The following is a 16,176-nucleotide window of genomic DNA, read 5'->3' on the forward strand; positions in this document are numbered from 1 at the left end:
AATAAGAGGACAGGTGCCATGAGCAGTATCGCGGGCCAAGCGCCCCCCATAAGCCTTCGGGCTTCCGCCTCCCCCATGGACGCCGCCAAGGCGCGCACGCGACTGATCGCCATCGATGCGCTGCGGGGTCTCGTCATGCTGTTCATGCTGGTCGACCATGTGCGTGAAACCTGGTTCCTGCACTTGCAGGTCACGGACCCGGTGAACGCCAACACGACCGATCCGGGGCTGTTCTTCACCCGCCTGCTCTCGACCTTCTGCGCGCCGACCTTCGTGGCGCTGACCGGGCTTTCCGCCTGGCTCTACGGTCAGTCGCACAGCAAGGGGCAGGTATCGGAATTCCTGTTCAAGCGCGGCCTGTTCCTGATTTTCCTGGAGTTTACGGTCGTCGGCTATGCCTGGCCGACGCAGGCGCCCGCTTTCCCGCCGACGGCAATCTGGTTGCAGGTGATCTGGGCGATCGGCCTCAGCATGATCGCGCTGGCCGCGCTGCTCCATCTGCCGCGACCGGCACAATTTGCCGTGGGCCTGGCCATCGTCTGCCTGCACAATCTGCTCGACCCCATCAGGCTGACGGCGGACTCCCCCTATTTCATCCCCTGGGCGCTGCTGCACCAGCGCGACAAGTTCGAAATCGCCGGCACCCTGTTCAAGACGACCTATCCGGTCCTGCCGTGGATCGGCGTGATCCTGCTCGGCTATGCCTGCGGGCCGTGGTTCGCCAAGGGCAGCGATCCGGAAAAGCGCATCAAGCGGCTGGTCATGCTGGGCCTCGGCCTCCTCATCGGTTTCGTCCTGATCCGCACCCTGAACGTCTACGGCGACAAGCCATGGTTCATCGCGGAAACGCCGCTGCGCACGGTGATGAGCTTCCTGGCGCTCACCAAATATCCGCCCTCGCTGCTGTTCCTGATGCCGACGATCGGCACAGGCTGCCTGCTGCTGGCGGCGTTCGAAGCCTGGCAGGACAGCAAGGCGATGCCGCACCTCGCTCTGCTGGGCGGCGCGCCGATGTTCTATTACGTCCTGCACCTCTACACGCTGAAGGTCATCTACAATGTCGCGCTGGTCCTTTACGGCCCGACCAAGGACACGGTGTTCGGCGTCGATCATCTGCGCTGGGTGTGGATCTGGGTCTTCATCCTGATCCCGGTGCTTTACTTCCCCACGCGCTGGTTCGCGCAGCTCAAGCAGCGGCGCAAGGACATCTGGTGGCTTAAATATCTCTGATCCCGAGTGCCTGCGGGTTCCCTGGCCGCCTTCCACCCGGAAGGCGGCCTTTTTCTTGGGATTTCGGGGGTGCGAAGACGCTGGAAAACAGCCCGGTGAATCCTGCCGTCCAAGACCCCTTTTCCCTATTTTTCACTGTGGGGAGTGCCAAGTTTGACGTAATATTTCTGCAATGCAGACATAGCCTGCATTCAACAAGAGGTGAAAAAACACCCCGTGACCGGCCCCGGAGAAAAGGACCCAAAAGATGTCCGACTGGAGAGAAAGAAAAGATAAGGCCGGCTCACCCCGTTTCGCAGGACATATGGGAACAGCGATTTTAATAGGGGTAAGCATTATGCGCAAAAATTCGGCTTTTCGTCTGGCCTTGACTGCCAGCGCCGCCGCCATCGCCTTCGCACCGGGCGTTCAGGCCCAGACGGCAGCAACAACAGAAATCGTCGTCACCGCCATGAAGCGCCAATATTTTGGCGACACGCCGGTCAAGGAAATCCCGCAGGCGGTGCAGTTCCTGGAAGGCAAGCTGCTCGACGATCTCAACATCACCCGCCTCGACACCGCGCTGGAACTGGCGAGCGGCGTGTCGAAGCAGAATAATTTCGGCGGCCTGTGGGACAGCTTCGCCATTCGCGGCTTTGCCGGGGACGAGAATTTCCCGAGCGGCTTCCTGGTGAACGGCTTCAACGGCGGCCGTGGCTATGGCGGCCCGCGTGACGCTTCGAATGTCGAGCGGATCGAAGTGCTCAAGGGTCCGAACTCGGCGCTGTTCGGGCGCGGCGAGCCGGGCGGCACGATCAACATCGTCACCAAGAAGCCGGTGCTGGAAAAGACCTTCGGCAGCTTCGGCATCGCGGGCGGCAGCTGGAACAATTATCGGGTCGAGGGCGATTTCAACCTGCCGATCAACGATATGTTCGCGGTGCGCCTGAACGGCGCGGCAGAAGATGCCGACAGCTTCCGCGACACGGTCCACACCCGCAAATATGTGCTGACGCCGTCCTTCCTTGCAAAATTCTCGGACAAGGATCTGTTCACCTATGAAATGGAATATGTGAACCAGGAAGTGCCGTTCGAGCGTGGTGTGGTCGCAATCCCGACCGTGCAGAGCAATGGCAGCATCTCCTATAATCTGGGCGCCATCCCCAATTCGCGTTTCCTGGGCAACCCCAATGACGGCCCGACCAAGGTCAAGGTGCTGGGCCATCAGGCGCAATATCAGCATGACTTCAGCGACGACTGGACGCTGATGCTGGGTGCAGGCTACAAAGATACGATCTTCCGGGGCTTTTCCAGCGATCCGGAACTGGTCCTCAGCCGCCAGCGGCTCGACAATGATGGCATGACCCTGTCCCGTCAGCGCCGCTATCGCGACTACAGCACCAGCCATATGGTGTTCCGTGGTGAAATCAGCGGCAAGATCGAAACGGGATCGATCGTCCACAATATCCGCATCGGCGGCGATTGGGACCGGTTCAAGATCGACACCTATCAGACCCGCTATCGGCCGAGCGCTGCGGATCAGTCCTATTCGATCAATATCTTCAATCCGAACTATAACATCCCTGCACCGACCCCGACTACGGTGATCCAGAATTCGACCGAGATCCAGAAGGCCTGGGGCATCTATGCCCAGGACCAGGTCGAGATCACCGAACAGTTCAAGGTTCGCTTCGGCGGTCGCTATGACGATTTCGCGCAGGATATCGATCTGCGGGTGAACAACACCAATCCGAAGAAGTCCTACACCAAGTTCAGCCCAATGGCCGGTCTGGTGTTCGAGCCGACGAGCAGCATTTCGCTCTATGCCAGCTATGGCAAGGGTTTCCGCCCGAACAGCGGCGTCGGTTTCGACGGCAACCCCTTCGACCCGGAAATCAGCAAGTCCTATGAAGTCGGCGGCAAGTTCGTGACGCCCGACGGCAAGATCACCAGCACGATTTCGCTCTACAAGATGAAGAAGAGCAACGTGCTGACCACTGATCCGGTCAATGCGGGCTTCTCCAAGCCGGTCGGTTCGGCCGAGAGCAAGGGCGTCGAATTCGACCTCAATGCCAAGCTGCCCGCCGGGTTCGAGCTGTTCCTGACCTATGCCTATACCGATGCGGGCTGGGCGACCAACGCGCTCGACCCCAACTTCTCGCAGCCGATCCGCAAGGGCGATCCGCTGATCAACATTCCCAAGCATCAGGCCAATGCCCTGTTGTTCAAGAATTTCTCGATCGGCAATCATGAAGCGATGCTGGGCGCGGGCGTGAATTATGTCGGGCGGCGGCTGGGCGAGACGGCGACGACCTTCTTCCTGCCCAGCTATACGCTGGTGAAGGTCATAGGTTCGTTCAACATCACCGACCAGATCAAGCTGTCAGCCGACGTCAACAACCTGTTCGACAAGAAATATTACGCCAGCTCCTATGCGGCGCTGTGGGTCCAGCCGGGTGCGCCGCGCTCCTTCACGGTCCGCGCGACGTTCGATTTCTGATCTGCTGACATTCGGAACCTTTGGTTCCGATTGGCCGCCGGCGACCTGCCCTCCAAGCCTGAAGGGTCGCCGGCGGTCTTTCCATGTTAGGAAAAGACCATGAACCGGGCGCGATGGCTTCGCCTTCACAAATATATCGGCCTTGCCATGGCCGCGTTCCTGCTTGTGCAGGCGACGACCGGAATGCTGCTGCTCTATCGCGGGCCGGTGGCGCGCTGGATCGATCCGGCGGGGCTGGTCAGCCATGGCACGGCGCCCGATATTTCGGCCGGGACAGCGGTGGCCAGGGCGGAGCGGGCATTGCCCGGCTTTGCCGTCGCGCGCCTCTTCGCGCCCGATGTCGAGGGAGCGACTTACCTTGCGGAACTGACCGATGCACGCGGAGCGACGCGCTATGCGTCGGTCGATCCGGCGGGCGGCGGCGTACTGCGCAAGGGGTCAGTCTGGGCCTTTCCGGTCGAAGCCGCGCTTCAACTCCATTACCGGCTGATGGCGGGCAAGGCCGGAATGGCGGTCGTGCTGCTCAATGCGCTGGCCCTGTTGGCGATGGCGGGGACAGGCCTGGCCTATTGGTGGCCCAAAAAGGGGCCTATCTCGAAGCAGCTCTCGGTCCGCTGGAATATGGCCTTCCGGCTGGTGCTGCGGCAGTTGCATCGGACGGTAGGGGTGCTGATGTCCGTCCTGCTGGGCTTCATGGCGGTGACGGGCTTGTTGCTGGTGGTGCCGGAACTGATCGGCGCGGACGCCCCCGCCCTTCAGCGGCCCGCTGCGAGCGCCCCCGCGATCGACCGGGCGTTGACGCTGGCGCAGAGCGCTTTTCCCGACAGTGCCTTGCGCGATTTCCGCCTGACCGATGAGCGGCTGGTCGCCAATTTCCACGCGCCCGAGCGCAACCCCCGCGCCGTGCATCGCGCCATCGTGACGCTGACCGATCCGCATATCGTCAGCGCGACGCGGGCGGAGAAGAATGGTGCGCTCTGGATGACGGTGCTGCCGCTGCACACGGGCAACAGTCTCGGCATGACCGGCCCGATGGTGTTGATGCTGGTCGCGCTGGCGCTGCTCACCCTTACCCTTTCCGGACCGCTGATGTGGTGGCAGGCTCAGGCCATGCGCCGCCGGTCCGCCGCAAGAAAGCAGATGGCATGACCTTGCTCTATACATCCGATCCCGAACGCGGGCGCATCTGGCGGGAAATCTTCGCTGCCGAAGCGCCGGACATCGCCTTTGTGACGCCGGAAGAAATGAACGATCCTGCGGCGATCCGCTATCTTGCGGCCTGGGATCCGTCGCGTGAATTGCTGGAGCGGTTGACGAGCCTGCAAGCGCTGTTCTCGGTCGGCGCCGGGATCGACCAGTTCGACATGAGCAAGCTGCCGCCCTATGTCCGGCTGGTGCGGATGATCGAGCCGGGGATCGTTGAGGGCATGGTCGAATATGCCTGCGGGGCAGTGCTGACATTGCATCGGGGCTTCATCGACTATGGCCTGGCGCAAAGGGAGCATCGCTGGGCGCCGGTCAAGCTGGTGCCTGCCGCCGAGCGGCGGGTGGGCGTGATGGGGCTGGGGCAATTGGGCCAGGCGGTGCTGAAGGCGGTGCGCCCCTTCGGCTTCGCGCTTTCGGGCTGGAGCCGGACTCGGCATGAGATTGAGGGCGTCGCGTGCCATGCGGGCGAGGCGGAGTTGGACACGTTTCTGGCGCACTGCGACATCCTTATCTGCCTGGTGCCGCTGACGGCGGAGACGCGCGGCATTTTGTGCCGGAAGACTCTATCGAAACTGCCGCGCGGCGCCGTGCTTATCAATGTCGGGCGCGGCGGGCATCTGGTGGAGCATGATCTGCTGTCCTTGCTCGATGAGGGTCATCTTTCCGCTGCGATTCTGGATGTGACAGAGCCGGAGCCGCTGCCGCAGGAGCATCCGTTTTGGGATCATCCCCGCATCCTGCTGACGCCCCATATCGCCAGCATGACTCGGGCCGACACTGCCGCACGGGCGCTGATCGCCAATATCCGCAAGTTTGAGGCTGGCCTGCCAATGGACGGCGAAGTCCGCCCAGATCGGGGTTACTAACTCTCTTATCGTCGTTCCCGCCTTCGCGGGAGCGACGAAGGAGGAAGAAGAATGGCGATATTATCTGCTGCTTCCTGATCGTTCACCCCGCTCAAAACCCTCCTTCATCAACCCGATCGCTCTCCCGATTGGCCGACAGCAAACTATGCCGAAAGATCGTGATAAAAGGTCCAAATCTGCGCCCCATCGCAAGCCAATCGGAGACATGTTCCGGACAGCCCATGTCGTAATGGCTTCATCGAAACGGCCCACCGGCCATGCTCAACCAAGGGGAGTTCCACCCATGCCCAACTTCCGTCCCAAATATATCAGCTTCGACTGCTACGGCACGCTGACCCGCTTCCGCATGACCGAGATGGCGACCGCCTTCATGGCCGATCGCGTCGCCGCCGAAGACCTGCCCGCCTTCTGCAAGGACTGGGGCGCCTATCGGCTGGATGAAGTGCTGGGCGCATGGAAGCCCTATCAGGAGGTCATCCGCAACTCCGTTCGCCGCACCTGCAAGAAATGGGGCGTGGAATATCGGGAAGCCGACGCCGACGCAGTCTATAACGCCGTGCCGACCTGGGGTCCGCATGAGGATGTGCCGGGCGGCCTTTCCAAGATCGGGGACAAGATTCCGCTCGTCATCCTGTCCAATGCGATGAACGACCAGATCCATCACAATGTCGCCATGCTGGGCGCGCCCTTCCACGCCGTGTATACCGCGCAGATGGCGCAGGCCTACAAGCCCCGGATGCAGGCGTTCGAATATATGTTCGACCAGCTCGGCGCGAAGCCCGAAGAGATGATGCACGTCTCCTCCAGCTTTCGTTACGACCAGAATACCGCGACCGACTTGCGCTTTGGCTGCCGCGTGTTCGTGGGGCGCGGGCATGAGCCGTCCAACCCCTTCTATCGCGACGTCGAAATCCCGCATATCGGCGCTCTGCCGGCGGTCGTGGGTCTCTGATCCCAGCGATGAGCGCATCCCCCCTCTCCTACTGGCTCGCAAGCGCACCCGCCTTCACCGGCGGGGCGCAAGGGTCCGTCGACGGCAAGGCCGACGTCGCCATTATCGGCGGCGGCTTTACCGGGCTTTCGGCGGCGCTGGCGCTGGCCAAGCGCGGCGCGAGCGTCGTGCTGCTGGAGGCGGGGCGCGTGGTCGGGGAAGCTTCGGGTCGCAACGGGGGCCAGTGCAACAACGGCACGGCCCACGACTATGGCGCTCTCTCCGCCCGTTTCGGCAAGGATGTCGCCAAGGCCTATTATCGCGCCCATTGCGACGCGGTGGATATGGTCGAGCGGATCGTGGCGGAGGAAGGCATTGATTGCGCCTTCAACCGCTGCGGCCGGGTGAAGCTCGCCGCCAAGCAGAAACATTATGAAAAGCTGGTCCGCGCCCATGACCTGCTTGTCCGCGAGGTGGATGAGAATGTCCGCCTCGTGCCGCCGGAGCGCATCCGTGAGGAAGTGGGATCGAACGCCTTTCACGGCGCGCTGATCCAGACGACCAGCGCACAGCTCAACCCGGCGCGCTTTGGTGTCGGCCTCGCGGAAGCGGCAGCGCGGACGGGCGCGAAAATCTATGAAAATGCCGAAGTCACCGGACTGGATCGGCTGGCGAGCGGCTGGCGGGTAACGACGCCCAAAGGGCAGGTCACGGCCTCCCAGGTGCTGGTCGCGACCGGGGGTGCGCCTGCTGCCGCGCCCTTCGGTTTCTTCCGGCGGCGGATCGTGTCGGTGGGAAGCTTCATCATCGCGACCAAACCGCTCGACAATGGGCTGATCGACAGGCTGCTGCCCGGACGGCGCAACTATGTGACCAGCAAGAATATCGGCAATTATTTCCGCCTGACCGCCGACGACCGGCTGATCTTCGGCGGGCGGGCCCGCTTTGCGATCAGCGATCCGCGCTCCGACCTGAAAAGCGGGCACATCCTCGAACAGACGATGGCTGAAATCTTCCCGGCGCTGAAGGGCGTGGGCGTCGATCATGTCTGGGGCGGGATGGTGGACCTGACCGCCGACCGCCTGCCGCGCGCGGGCGAGCAGGACGGGCTTTTCTATTCCATGGGCTATAGCGGCCATGGCGTGCAGATGGCGACCTATATGGGCCAGATGATGGCGCGGGTGATGGGTGGGGAAACCTCCGCCAATCCGTGGGACGGCCTCGCCTGGCCGAGCGTGCCCGGCCATTTCGGCAAGCCCTGGTTCCTGCCGATCGTCGGCCTGTGGTATAAATGGCAGGACGTGATCCATTGATGGACGATTTCTCCTTTTCCCGGCGGAACATGCTGGGCGCGCTGGGGGCAGGATTGCTGCTGCCCGAAACCGCGCTCGCGGCGCCCCGGCCGCGCATCGGCGGGCGCATCCGCGTGGCGAGCCTATCCAGCTCCACCGCCGACACGCTCGATCCGGCCAAGGGCGCGCTGTCGACCGACTATGTGCGGCACTATATGTTCTATAACGGGCTGACCCAGCTCGACCGCAACCTGATCCCCCGCCCCGCTTTGGCCGAGCGGATCGAGAGCAAGGACCAGCAAAACTGGCATGTCCGCCTGCGCCGGGGCGTGACCTTCCATGATGGCGCGACGTTGAGCGCGAAGGATGTGGCCTGGTCGCTCCAGCGGCACAAGGATCCCGCGACCGGCTCCAAAATGGCGACCATTGCCGAGCAGTTCGCGGAAGTGAAAGCAACCGGCCCGCTGGACCTGACGATCCGCCTGACCGGCCCCAATGCCGACTTGCCGACCATCCTCGCCCAGTCGCATTTCCTGATCCTGCGCGCAGGGACGAAGGATTTCCACAGCGCCAACGGCACCGGCCCCTATCGCTGCGCCCAGTTCCGCCCCGGCGTGCGCACGCTCGCCCGGCGCAACCCGAATTACTGGCGCAACGGCAAGCCCTATCTGGAAGAGATCGAACTGATCGGCATCCCCGACGAGGTCAGCCGGGTCAATGCGCTGCTGTCGGGCGACGTGCACCTCATCATCGCGGTCAATCCACGATCGACCAAGCGTGTCCGCGCCTCCAGCCGCCATGCGCTGCTGGAAAGCAAGTCCGGCCTCTACACCAACCTCATCATGCGGCAGGACAGCGCGCCGACGAACAATCCCCATTTCGTCGCGGCGATGAAATATCTGGTCGACCGGCCTCTCATCAAGCGGGCGCTTTATCGCGACTATGCGACCATCGCCAACGACCATCCAATCCCGCCCTTCCATCCCTATTATCGCGCCGACCTGCCGCAGACATCGCTCGATCTCGACAAGGCGAAATGGCACCTTCAGCGCGCCGGGCTCAGCGGCGTGCGGTTGCCCGTCTATGCCTCCCCGGCGGCGGACGGATCGGTCGACATGGCGTCGATCATGCAGGAATATGGCTCGCGCGTCGGGCTGAACCTGGCGGTCAACCGGGTGCCGGCCGACGGATACTGGTCGACCCACTGGATGAAGCACCCGCTGACCTTCGGCAACACCAACCCGCGCCCGACCGCCGACCTCGTCTTCAGCCTCTTCTACAAGTCCGACGCGGACTGGAACGAGTCCGGCTGGAAGAACCCGCATTTCGACAGGCTGCTCATCGAAGCGCGGGGCGAAGCGGATCAGGCCCGCCGCAAGCAGCTTTACGGCGAAATGCAGGGGCTGGTGCATGATCGCTGCGGCGTCGCCATCCCGGTCTTCATCAGTCTGATCGACGGTTACGACCGGCGTTTGAAGGGACTGCAATCCATGTCGACAGGCGGCCTGATGGGCTATCAATTTGCCGAACATGTGTGGTGGGAAGGCTGATGGCGCCCAATTCTTCATCTCCATCCTCCTCTTCCGGCGCGAAGGCGGCGCTTGCGCTGATTGGCAAGCGCTTTGCCTCGTCGCTCCTGACATTGCTCCTGGTGTCGCTGGTGGTCTTCACCATCGCGCAACTCCTCCCCGGCGACGCCGCGCAGGAGGCGCTGGGCCAAAGCGCCACCGCTGAGCAGGTCGCCGCGCTGCGCCATGACATGGGCCTCGATCGGCCCGCGCATGAACGCTATGTAAGCTGGCTAAGCGGCATGGTGAGCGGCGATCCCGGCCAGTCGCTGGTCGCCAATCTGCCCGTATCCGAAGTCATCTCCAGCCGCCTGCCTAACAGCCTGCTGCTGGCGGCGCTCAGCGCCTTGGTCGCGGTGCCGGTGGCGCTTTCCATCGGCATCGGTTCCGCGATGAACCGGGGCGGCAAGCTCGACAGGGCGCTCAATATCTCAACCCTCTCCATGGTCGCGGTGCCGGAATTTCTGGTGGCGACGCTGGCGGTTCTGATCTTCTCGGTGAAGCTGCGCTGGCTGCCCTCCATCGCCCTGGTCGCGGACGATATGAGTTGGGGCGATTATCTGCGCGGCGCGGCGATGCCGATCCTTGCCTTAAGCATCGTCGTCATCGCCCAGATGGCCCGCATGACCCGCGCCGCCGTGATCGACCAGATGGACCGGCCTTACGTCGAAATGGCGGTGCTGAAGGGCGTGGCTCCGGTCCGGGTCGTGCTCAGGCACATCATGCCCAACGCGGTCGCGCCGATCGTCAATGCGATGGCGCTCAGCCTTTCCTACCTGTTGGGCGGCGCGATCATCGTCGAGACCATCTTCAACTATCCCGGCCTCGCAAGCCTGATGGTGAACGCCGTCACCAGCCGCGACATGCCGCTGCTGCAGGCCTGCGCGATGATCTTCTGCGCGGCCTATCTCATCCTCATGCTGATCGCGGACGTCACCGCCATCCTCGCCAACCCCAGGCTGCGAGCCCAATGACCGCTTCCTCCCTCCGCTGGGCCAAAGCCCTTCCGCTGTCCGCCAAGATCGGGCTGATCTTCGTCCTCTTCTGGCTGGCCGTCGCGGTCTTCGGGCCGATTCTCGCGCCCTATCCGGTCGGCGCTTTCGTCGCCTATGACGTGTTCGACGGGATGTCGGCACAGCATTGGCTGGGCAGCGACTATCTCGGCCGCGACGTGCTGAGCCGCCTGCTGTCGGGAGCGCGCTATACGGTGGGCCTTGCCGCCGCCGCCGCGATGCTGGCGAGCGCGACCGGCACGGCGCTGGCCCTCACCGCAGCCGTGGGCGGGCCGAAGGTGGACGAGCCGCTGTCGCGCTTCATGGACACGCTGATCTCGATCCCGTCCAAGATCTTCTCGCTGGTTCTGGTGGCGGCGTTCGGCTCCTCGCTGGGGCTGCTGCTGCTGATCGCGGCTGTGACCTATGTGCCGGGCAATTACCGCATCGCCAGAGCGCTGGCGGTGAACCTCGTGCAGATGGACTATGTGCAGGTCGCCCGCGCCCGAGGCGAAGGGCGCTTTCACCTCGCGTGGAAGGAAATATTGCCGAACATGATCCACCCGCTGCTCGCGGATTTCGGGCTGCGCTTCGTGTTCATCGTGCTGCTGCTATCGGGCCTGTCGTTCCTGGGCCTTGGCGTGCAGCCGCCGGATGCGGACCTGGGTTCGCTGGTGCGTGAGAATATCTCGGGCCTTGGCGAAGGCGCCCCCGCCATATTAGTGCCCGCCATTGCGATCGCGACGCTGACCGTCAGCGTCAACCTGCTGATCGACGGGCTGAAGGGGAAGCGCGCATGACCGCTCATGTCGAAGAAGCCCATGTCGAGGTCAGGAGCCTGCGCGTCACCGCCCGCAATGCGGCGGGCGAAGTCTTCCCCATCGTCAGCGAGATCGACTTTGCCCTGAAGCGGGGCGAAGTGCTGGCGCTGATCGGAGAATCCGGCTCGGGCAAGACGACCATAGCGTTGACCATGCTCGGGCACGCCCGGCCCGGCGCGAAGATCGCTGGCGGCAGCATCCGCGTGGGCGAGTCCGAAATCCTCTCGCTCGACGCCAGAGGCCTTGCCGCCCTGCGCGGCAACCGCATCGCCTATATCGCGCAGTCGGCCGCCTCTGCCTTTAACCCCTCTCGCACGATCATGGATCAGGTGATCGAACCGGCGCTGATCCACAATCTCATGTCGCGCGCGGAGGCTCAGAAGAAGGCGATCGAGCTGTTTCGTGCGTTGGCTTTGCCCTTCCCCGACACCATCGGCTCGCGCTATCCGCACCAGCTTTCGGGCGGGCAATTGCAGCGGCTGATGGCGGCGATGGCGCTCGTCACCGATCCTGAGCTGGTGATCCTCGACGAGCCGACCACCGCGCTCGACGTCACCACCCAGATCGAGGTGCTGCGCGCCTTCAAGGCGGTGGTGCTGGAGCGCGGCGCGACGGCCATCTATGTGTCGCACGATCTGGCTGTGGTCGCGCAGATGGCGGATCAGATAGTGGTGCTGAACCAGGGCCGTATCCGGGAAAAAGGCGCGGCGGATCAGATACTGCACCGTCCCGCCGACGACTATACCAAGACGCTGATGGCCGCAGCCCGGCCCGCCGTGCGCCCGGCGCCCAGCCAAGCCGACCTACCCGCCGCGCCCTTGCTCGAAATCCGTGGGCTGACGGCGGGCTATGGCAAGATCGGCAAGGATGGCCGCCCGCGCATTCCGGTATTGCGCGACATCAACTTGCGCATGGAGCGCGGCGCCACTCTGGGCGTGATCGGAGAATCCGGATCGGGCAAGTCCACCATGGCACGCGTCATCGCGGGCCTGCTGCCCCCCGCGCAGGGCGAGGTTCTGCTGAACGGCGAGCCTTTGCCGCCGGGCCTCAAAGGCCGCAGCCGCGACCAGTTCCGGCGCATCCAGTTGGTGTTCCAGAATGCCGACACCGCGCTCAACCCGGCCCATTCGGTGGGCAATATCCTGTCCCGCCCGCTGACCTTCTATCATGGCCTGAAAGGGAATGCGGCGCGGCTTCGGGTGCTGGAACTGCTCGACCTCATCCGCCTGCCCGCCTCGGTGATCGACCGGCGCTGCGGCGAACTGTCCGGCGGGCAGAAGCAGCGCATCAACCTCGCCCGCGCCTTGGCCGCCGACCCCGAACTGATCCTTTGCGACGAGGTGACGTCGGCGCTCGATACGGTTGTGGGCGCGGCGATCCTCGACCTGATGGCGGAACTGCGCAAGGAACTGGGCGTCGCCTATATGTTCATCAGCCACGACATCTCGACCGTGCGCGCCATATGCGACGACATACTCGTCCTCTATTCGGGCACGATGGTGGACATGGGCAAGCGGGAGGCGTTCCGTGCCGCACCCTTCCACCCCTATACCGACCTGCTGATCGGCTCCGTCCCGGAAATGCGCGCCGGCTGGCTGGAGGAAAGCGGCGCAGGCCGTTCGCTTCCCCCGATCGGCGCATCAGCCGATGAACCTGACCTCTGCCGTTTCCTGCCCCGCTGCCCGGCGCGGATCGACGGGCTGTGCAACGTCACGCCACCGCCGCGCCACAAGCTGTCCAAGGGCAACGGCATCCTATGCCACCATGGAGAAGAAACTTTGACGCAAGTCCAGGGCGTCGCCGCATGAGCGGGCGCTTCGTTCGTCTGGGGGAAACCGATCGTCCTCCGGTCACGCTGCATGTCGACGGCCAGTCGGTGACGGCGCTGGAGGGCGACACGCTGATGGTCGCGCTGCTCAGCAGCGGCGGCACGCTGCGCCAGTCGGAGTTCGGAGATGGCCGCCGCGCAGGCTTCTGCCTGATGGGCGCCTGTCAGGATTGCTGGGTGTGGACGGAGGGCGGTGACCGCCTGCGCGCCTGCTCCACGCTCGCGGCTGCGGGCCAGCGCATCCTCACCAGCCAGCCGGAGGCGACATGGCCGAACCACGCATAATCATCGTCGGCGCAGGGCCATCCGGCGTGCGGGCGGCGGAAGCGGTGGTGAAGGCGGGCCTGCGCCCCATCGTCATCGACGAGGCGCGGCGCGCTGGCGGGCAGATCTACCGCCGTCAGCCGGATAATTTCACGCGGCCCTATGAGAAGCTCTACGGCACCGAGGCCGGGCGGGCGAAGGCGCTGCACGACAGTTTCGATGCGCTGAAGGGGCAGATCGACTATCGGCCGGAAACATTGGTGTGGAACATTGCCGACCGCCAGGTCTGGACGGCTTGCGGCCATGTTCAGGACACGCTGCCCTATGATGCGCTAATCCTTTGCACCGGCGCGACGGATCGGCTGATGCCGGTCAAGGGCTGGAATTTGGCGGGCACCTACAGCCTTGGCGGATCGCAGGTGGCGCTCAAGTCGCAGGCCGTGTCGATCGGGCATGAAGTGGTGTTCATGGGGTCCGGGCCGCTGCTTTATCTCGTCGCCGCGCAATATGTGGAGGCCGGGGCGAAGGTCGCTGCCGTCCTCGACACCTCGCCGGCGGGCGCCCGGATCAAGGCGCTGCCCGACCTTCTCGCCATGCCTTCGGTGCTGTGGAACGGCATCCAGCTCACGCGCAAGCTCGGCAAAGCGGGCGTTCCCGTGCTCCACCAGATCACCCCCGTAGAGATCATGGGCGATGCGGACAGCGGCGTGAACGGCGTCCGCTTCCGCACTGCTTCGGGTGAGGAAAGGACGATTGCCTGCGATGCGGTGGCGGTCGGCTACCACCTCCGTCCCGAAACCCAACTGGCCGATCTGGCGCGCTGCGAATTCGCCTTCGACGCGGGGACGCATCAGTGGCTTCCCAAGCGCGACCAGGATGGGCGAGCCAGCATGGCGGGCGTCTATCTGGCGGGCGACGGCGCGAAAATCCTCGGCGCGCGTTCGGCGGAGGCGAGCGGGAAGCTGGCCGCCCTGGCCGCGCTCTCCGATCTCGGCTTGGCGGTGGACCGCGGCGAGATGACGGCGCTGCGGCGAGATGTGGCGGGCTATGCGAAGTTTGCGCGGGGGCTGGCCAAGGCTTTTCCCTGGCCCGCCAATCAGGCGGCGGCCCTGCCCGACGAGGCGATTGTCTGCCGCTGCGAGGCCGTCAGCGCGGGCGATTTGCGTGCGGTGATGCGCGAAACCGGCGCGATAGAAGCCAATCGCGCCAAAGCCTTCAGCCGCGTGGGCATGGGGCGCTGTCAGGGGCGCTATTGCGGCCTCGCGGCGGCGGAACTCATCGCCGCCGAGGCCAATATCCCGGTCGAGCAGGTCGGCCGTCTGCGCGGGCAAGCGCCGGTCAAACCCCTGCCCATCGCCATCGGAGAAGAATAATGAGCGGGGCAAGCGACGTCATCATCGTGGGCGGCGGCCTCATGGGCAGCTCCGCCGCCCTGTTCCTGCGCGGCCATGGGCTGTCGGTCACGCTGCTGGAAACCGACCTGATCGGGCGGCAGGCGAGCGGCACCAATTTCGGCAATGTTCGGCGGCAGGGGCGTGCGCTGCATCAACTTCCGCTCGCCAATCGCGCCATCGCCATCTGGCGCAAGTCGCGGGAATTGCTGGGCGCGGATGTGGAATATCTCCAGTCGGGGCATATCCGCGTCTGCTATCGCGACCGGCCCGAACTGGTCGGCGCGATGGAGGATTATGCCGACAAGGCGCGGCTTGAGGGGCTGGACCTCGAACTACTGACAGGCAACGCGCTGCGGGCGAAATTTCCCTTTTTCGGGGCCGATGTGCTGGCGGGTTCCTATTCCGCGATGGATGGGCATGCCAACCCCCGCCTCGCCGCGCCTGCCTTTGCGCGGGCGGCACAACGGATGGGTGCTGCGATCCACGAGAATACGAAGATCGTGGACGCGCAGAAGGTGGGTGAGGATTTCCTCGTCAGCGCCGAGGATGGCCGCAAATTCCGCGCACCGATATTGCTGATCACGGCGGGCGCCTGGGGCAATGCGCTGTCCTCGCAATTTGGCGAGCCGGTGCCCATCGTTCCCAAAGGGCCGAATATGAGCGTCACCGAACCGGTGCCCTATGCGATCCACCCCGCTGTCGGCGTCATGACGCCACTGGAGGAGGAAACCGTCTATTTCCGGCAAGTCGCACGCGGCAATATCGTGCTGGGCGGGAGTACGCGGGGACCGTCCTATCCGGACGACTATCGCAGCTATGTTTTGCCGCAGAATACGCTGAGCCAGTTGAAGCAGATCCGACGACTGGCGCCTGCGCTCGGCAAGCTCAACATCATCCGCGTATGGTCGGGGATCGAGGGCTATATGCCCGACAGCCAGCCGGTCATGGGGCCGAGCGCCACGACCAGCGGGCTTTATTATGCCTTCGGCTTTTCGGGTGCAGGCTTCCAGATCGGGCCGGGCGTGGGCGAGACGATGGCGGAAATCATTGCCAAGGGTGGGACGGATATTCCGATGGAGCCGTATCAGATTGGGCGTTTCGCGGAATAAGCCTCTCTAGAGCGCGCTGCGCTAAATCAGACGCAGGGCTCGCGCTCTAGTTCTTTGTTGTCGCATCGTTTTTTGCGCAAAGCCGGTTCCCACTTTTGCGCTCGATGCTTGTCTTATGACATTGTTGTCCGTTTGGGTCAGGATGAGATGCCCGTTCCGGGGTGGCCACCCCGGAACGGGTGGAAGGGGACGGATC

General features: G+C 64.0%; 13 protein-coding genes. All 13 read left to right on the forward strand.

The features are described 5' to 3' along the window. Nucleotides 1–18 precede the first annotated feature (18 nt). The 13 genes from K426_RS14555 (at nucleotide 19) to K426_RS14615 (ending at nucleotide 15,980) form a co-directional block, all read left to right on the forward strand. The gene (locus K426_RS14555; protein WP_082748601.1) at nucleotides 19–1,230 is read left to right on the forward strand and encodes a DUF1624 domain-containing protein; all 1,212 of its coding nucleotides are present in this window, start codon (nucleotides 19–21) and stop codon (nucleotides 1,228–1,230) included. Between the two features lie 337 nt (nucleotides 1,231–1,567). Continuing rightward, entirely contained in the window at nucleotides 1,568–3,709 is a 2,142-nt protein-coding gene (locus K426_RS14560; RefSeq protein ID WP_066558464.1) for a TonB-dependent siderophore receptor, read from the forward strand. A 99-nt stretch (nucleotides 3,710–3,808) separates the two neighbouring features. Next, nucleotides 3,809–4,858 (forward strand): PepSY-associated TM helix domain-containing protein, encoded by a 1,050-nt coding sequence (locus tag K426_RS14565; protein ID WP_066558468.1) that lies wholly within the window; start codon nucleotides 3,809–3,811, stop codon nucleotides 4,856–4,858. Next, nucleotides 4,855–5,781, forward strand: a complete 927-nt coding sequence (locus K426_RS14570; protein WP_066558470.1) for a 2-hydroxyacid dehydrogenase — start codon at nucleotides 4,855–4,857, stop codon at nucleotides 5,779–5,781. The genes K426_RS14565 and K426_RS14570 overlap by 4 nt, the downstream gene beginning before the upstream one ends. 283 nt (nucleotides 5,782–6,064) lie before the next feature. Then, complete coding sequence (locus K426_RS14575; RefSeq protein WP_066558472.1) at nucleotides 6,065–6,733, forward strand: haloacid dehalogenase type II; 669 nt, start codon at nucleotides 6,065–6,067, stop codon at nucleotides 6,731–6,733. An 8-nt stretch (nucleotides 6,734–6,741) separates the two neighbouring features. Further along, nucleotides 6,742–8,025 carry an NAD(P)/FAD-dependent oxidoreductase gene (locus K426_RS14580; protein ID WP_066558476.1) on the forward strand — a complete coding sequence of 428 codons (1,284 nt, stop codon included), beginning with the start codon at nucleotides 6,742–6,744 and terminating at the stop codon, nucleotides 8,023–8,025. After that, nucleotides 8,025–9,554, forward strand: coding sequence for an ABC transporter substrate-binding protein (locus K426_RS14585; protein ID WP_066558482.1), 1,530 nt, complete (start codon nucleotides 8,025–8,027; stop codon nucleotides 9,552–9,554). The genes K426_RS14580 and K426_RS14585 overlap by 1 nt, the downstream gene beginning before the upstream one ends. Continuing rightward, complete coding sequence (locus K426_RS14590) at nucleotides 9,554–10,546, forward strand: ABC transporter permease (protein WP_066558488.1); 993 nt, start codon at nucleotides 9,554–9,556, stop codon at nucleotides 10,544–10,546. The genes K426_RS14585 and K426_RS14590 overlap by 1 nt, the downstream gene beginning before the upstream one ends. After that, entirely contained in the window at nucleotides 10,543–11,364 is an 822-nt protein-coding gene (locus K426_RS14595; RefSeq protein ID WP_066558490.1) for an ABC transporter permease, read from the forward strand. Before K426_RS14590 ends, K426_RS14595 begins: the two co-directional genes overlap by 4 nt. Continuing rightward, nucleotides 11,361–13,193 carry an ABC transporter ATP-binding protein gene (locus tag K426_RS14600; RefSeq protein WP_066558492.1) on the forward strand — a complete coding sequence of 611 codons (1,833 nt, stop codon included), beginning with the start codon at nucleotides 11,361–11,363 and terminating at the stop codon, nucleotides 13,191–13,193. Before K426_RS14595 ends, K426_RS14600 begins: the two co-directional genes overlap by 4 nt. After that, entirely contained in the window at nucleotides 13,190–13,498 is a 309-nt protein-coding gene (locus K426_RS14605; protein WP_066558500.1) for a (2Fe-2S)-binding protein, read from the forward strand. Before K426_RS14600 ends, K426_RS14605 begins: the two co-directional genes overlap by 4 nt. After that, entirely contained in the window at nucleotides 13,480–14,850 is a 1,371-nt protein-coding gene (locus K426_RS14610; protein ID WP_066558501.1) for an FAD/NAD(P)-dependent oxidoreductase, read from the forward strand. The genes K426_RS14605 and K426_RS14610 overlap by 19 nt, the downstream gene beginning before the upstream one ends. Beyond that, the gene (locus tag K426_RS14615; protein ID WP_066558505.1) at nucleotides 14,850–15,980 is read left to right on the forward strand and encodes an NAD(P)/FAD-dependent oxidoreductase; all 1,131 of its coding nucleotides are present in this window, start codon (nucleotides 14,850–14,852) and stop codon (nucleotides 15,978–15,980) included. Before K426_RS14610 ends, K426_RS14615 begins: the two co-directional genes overlap by 1 nt. Nucleotides 15,981–16,176 lie beyond the last annotated feature (196 nt).

The sequence above is a fragment of the Sphingobium sp. TKS genome, from assembly GCF_001563265.1.
In the GTDB taxonomy this organism is placed as follows: domain Bacteria; phylum Pseudomonadota; class Alphaproteobacteria; order Sphingomonadales; family Sphingomonadaceae; genus Sphingobium.

Coding starts and splice junctions, on each gene's coding strand:
- K426_RS14585 (WP_066558482.1), top strand. CDS start 8,025: ATGGACGATTTCTCCTTTTCCCGGCGGAACATGCTGGGCGCGCTGGGG.
- K426_RS14590 (WP_066558488.1), top strand. CDS start 9,554: ATGGCGCCCAATTCTTCATCTCCATCCTCCTCTTCCGGCGCGAAGGCG.
- K426_RS14610 (WP_066558501.1), top strand. CDS start 13,480: ATGGCCGAACCACGCATAATCATCGTCGGCGCAGGGCCATCCGGCGTG.
- K426_RS14570 (WP_066558470.1), top strand. CDS start 4,855: ATGACCTTGCTCTATACATCCGATCCCGAACGCGGGCGCATCTGGCGG.
- K426_RS14575 (WP_066558472.1), top strand. CDS start 6,065: ATGCCCAACTTCCGTCCCAAATATATCAGCTTCGACTGCTACGGCACG.
- K426_RS14580 (WP_066558476.1), top strand. CDS start 6,742: ATGAGCGCATCCCCCCTCTCCTACTGGCTCGCAAGCGCACCCGCCTTC.
- K426_RS14565 (WP_066558468.1), top strand. CDS start 3,809: ATGAACCGGGCGCGATGGCTTCGCCTTCACAAATATATCGGCCTTGCC.
- K426_RS14600 (WP_066558492.1), top strand. CDS start 11,361: ATGACCGCTCATGTCGAAGAAGCCCATGTCGAGGTCAGGAGCCTGCGC.
- K426_RS14615 (WP_066558505.1), top strand. CDS start 14,850: ATGAGCGGGGCAAGCGACGTCATCATCGTGGGCGGCGGCCTCATGGGC.
- K426_RS14555 (WP_082748601.1), top strand. CDS start 19: ATGAGCAGTATCGCGGGCCAAGCGCCCCCCATAAGCCTTCGGGCTTCC.
- K426_RS14605 (WP_066558500.1), top strand. CDS start 13,190: ATGAGCGGGCGCTTCGTTCGTCTGGGGGAAACCGATCGTCCTCCGGTC.
- K426_RS14595 (WP_066558490.1), top strand. CDS start 10,543: ATGACCGCTTCCTCCCTCCGCTGGGCCAAAGCCCTTCCGCTGTCCGCC.
- K426_RS14560 (WP_066558464.1), top strand. CDS start 1,568: ATGCGCAAAAATTCGGCTTTTCGTCTGGCCTTGACTGCCAGCGCCGCC.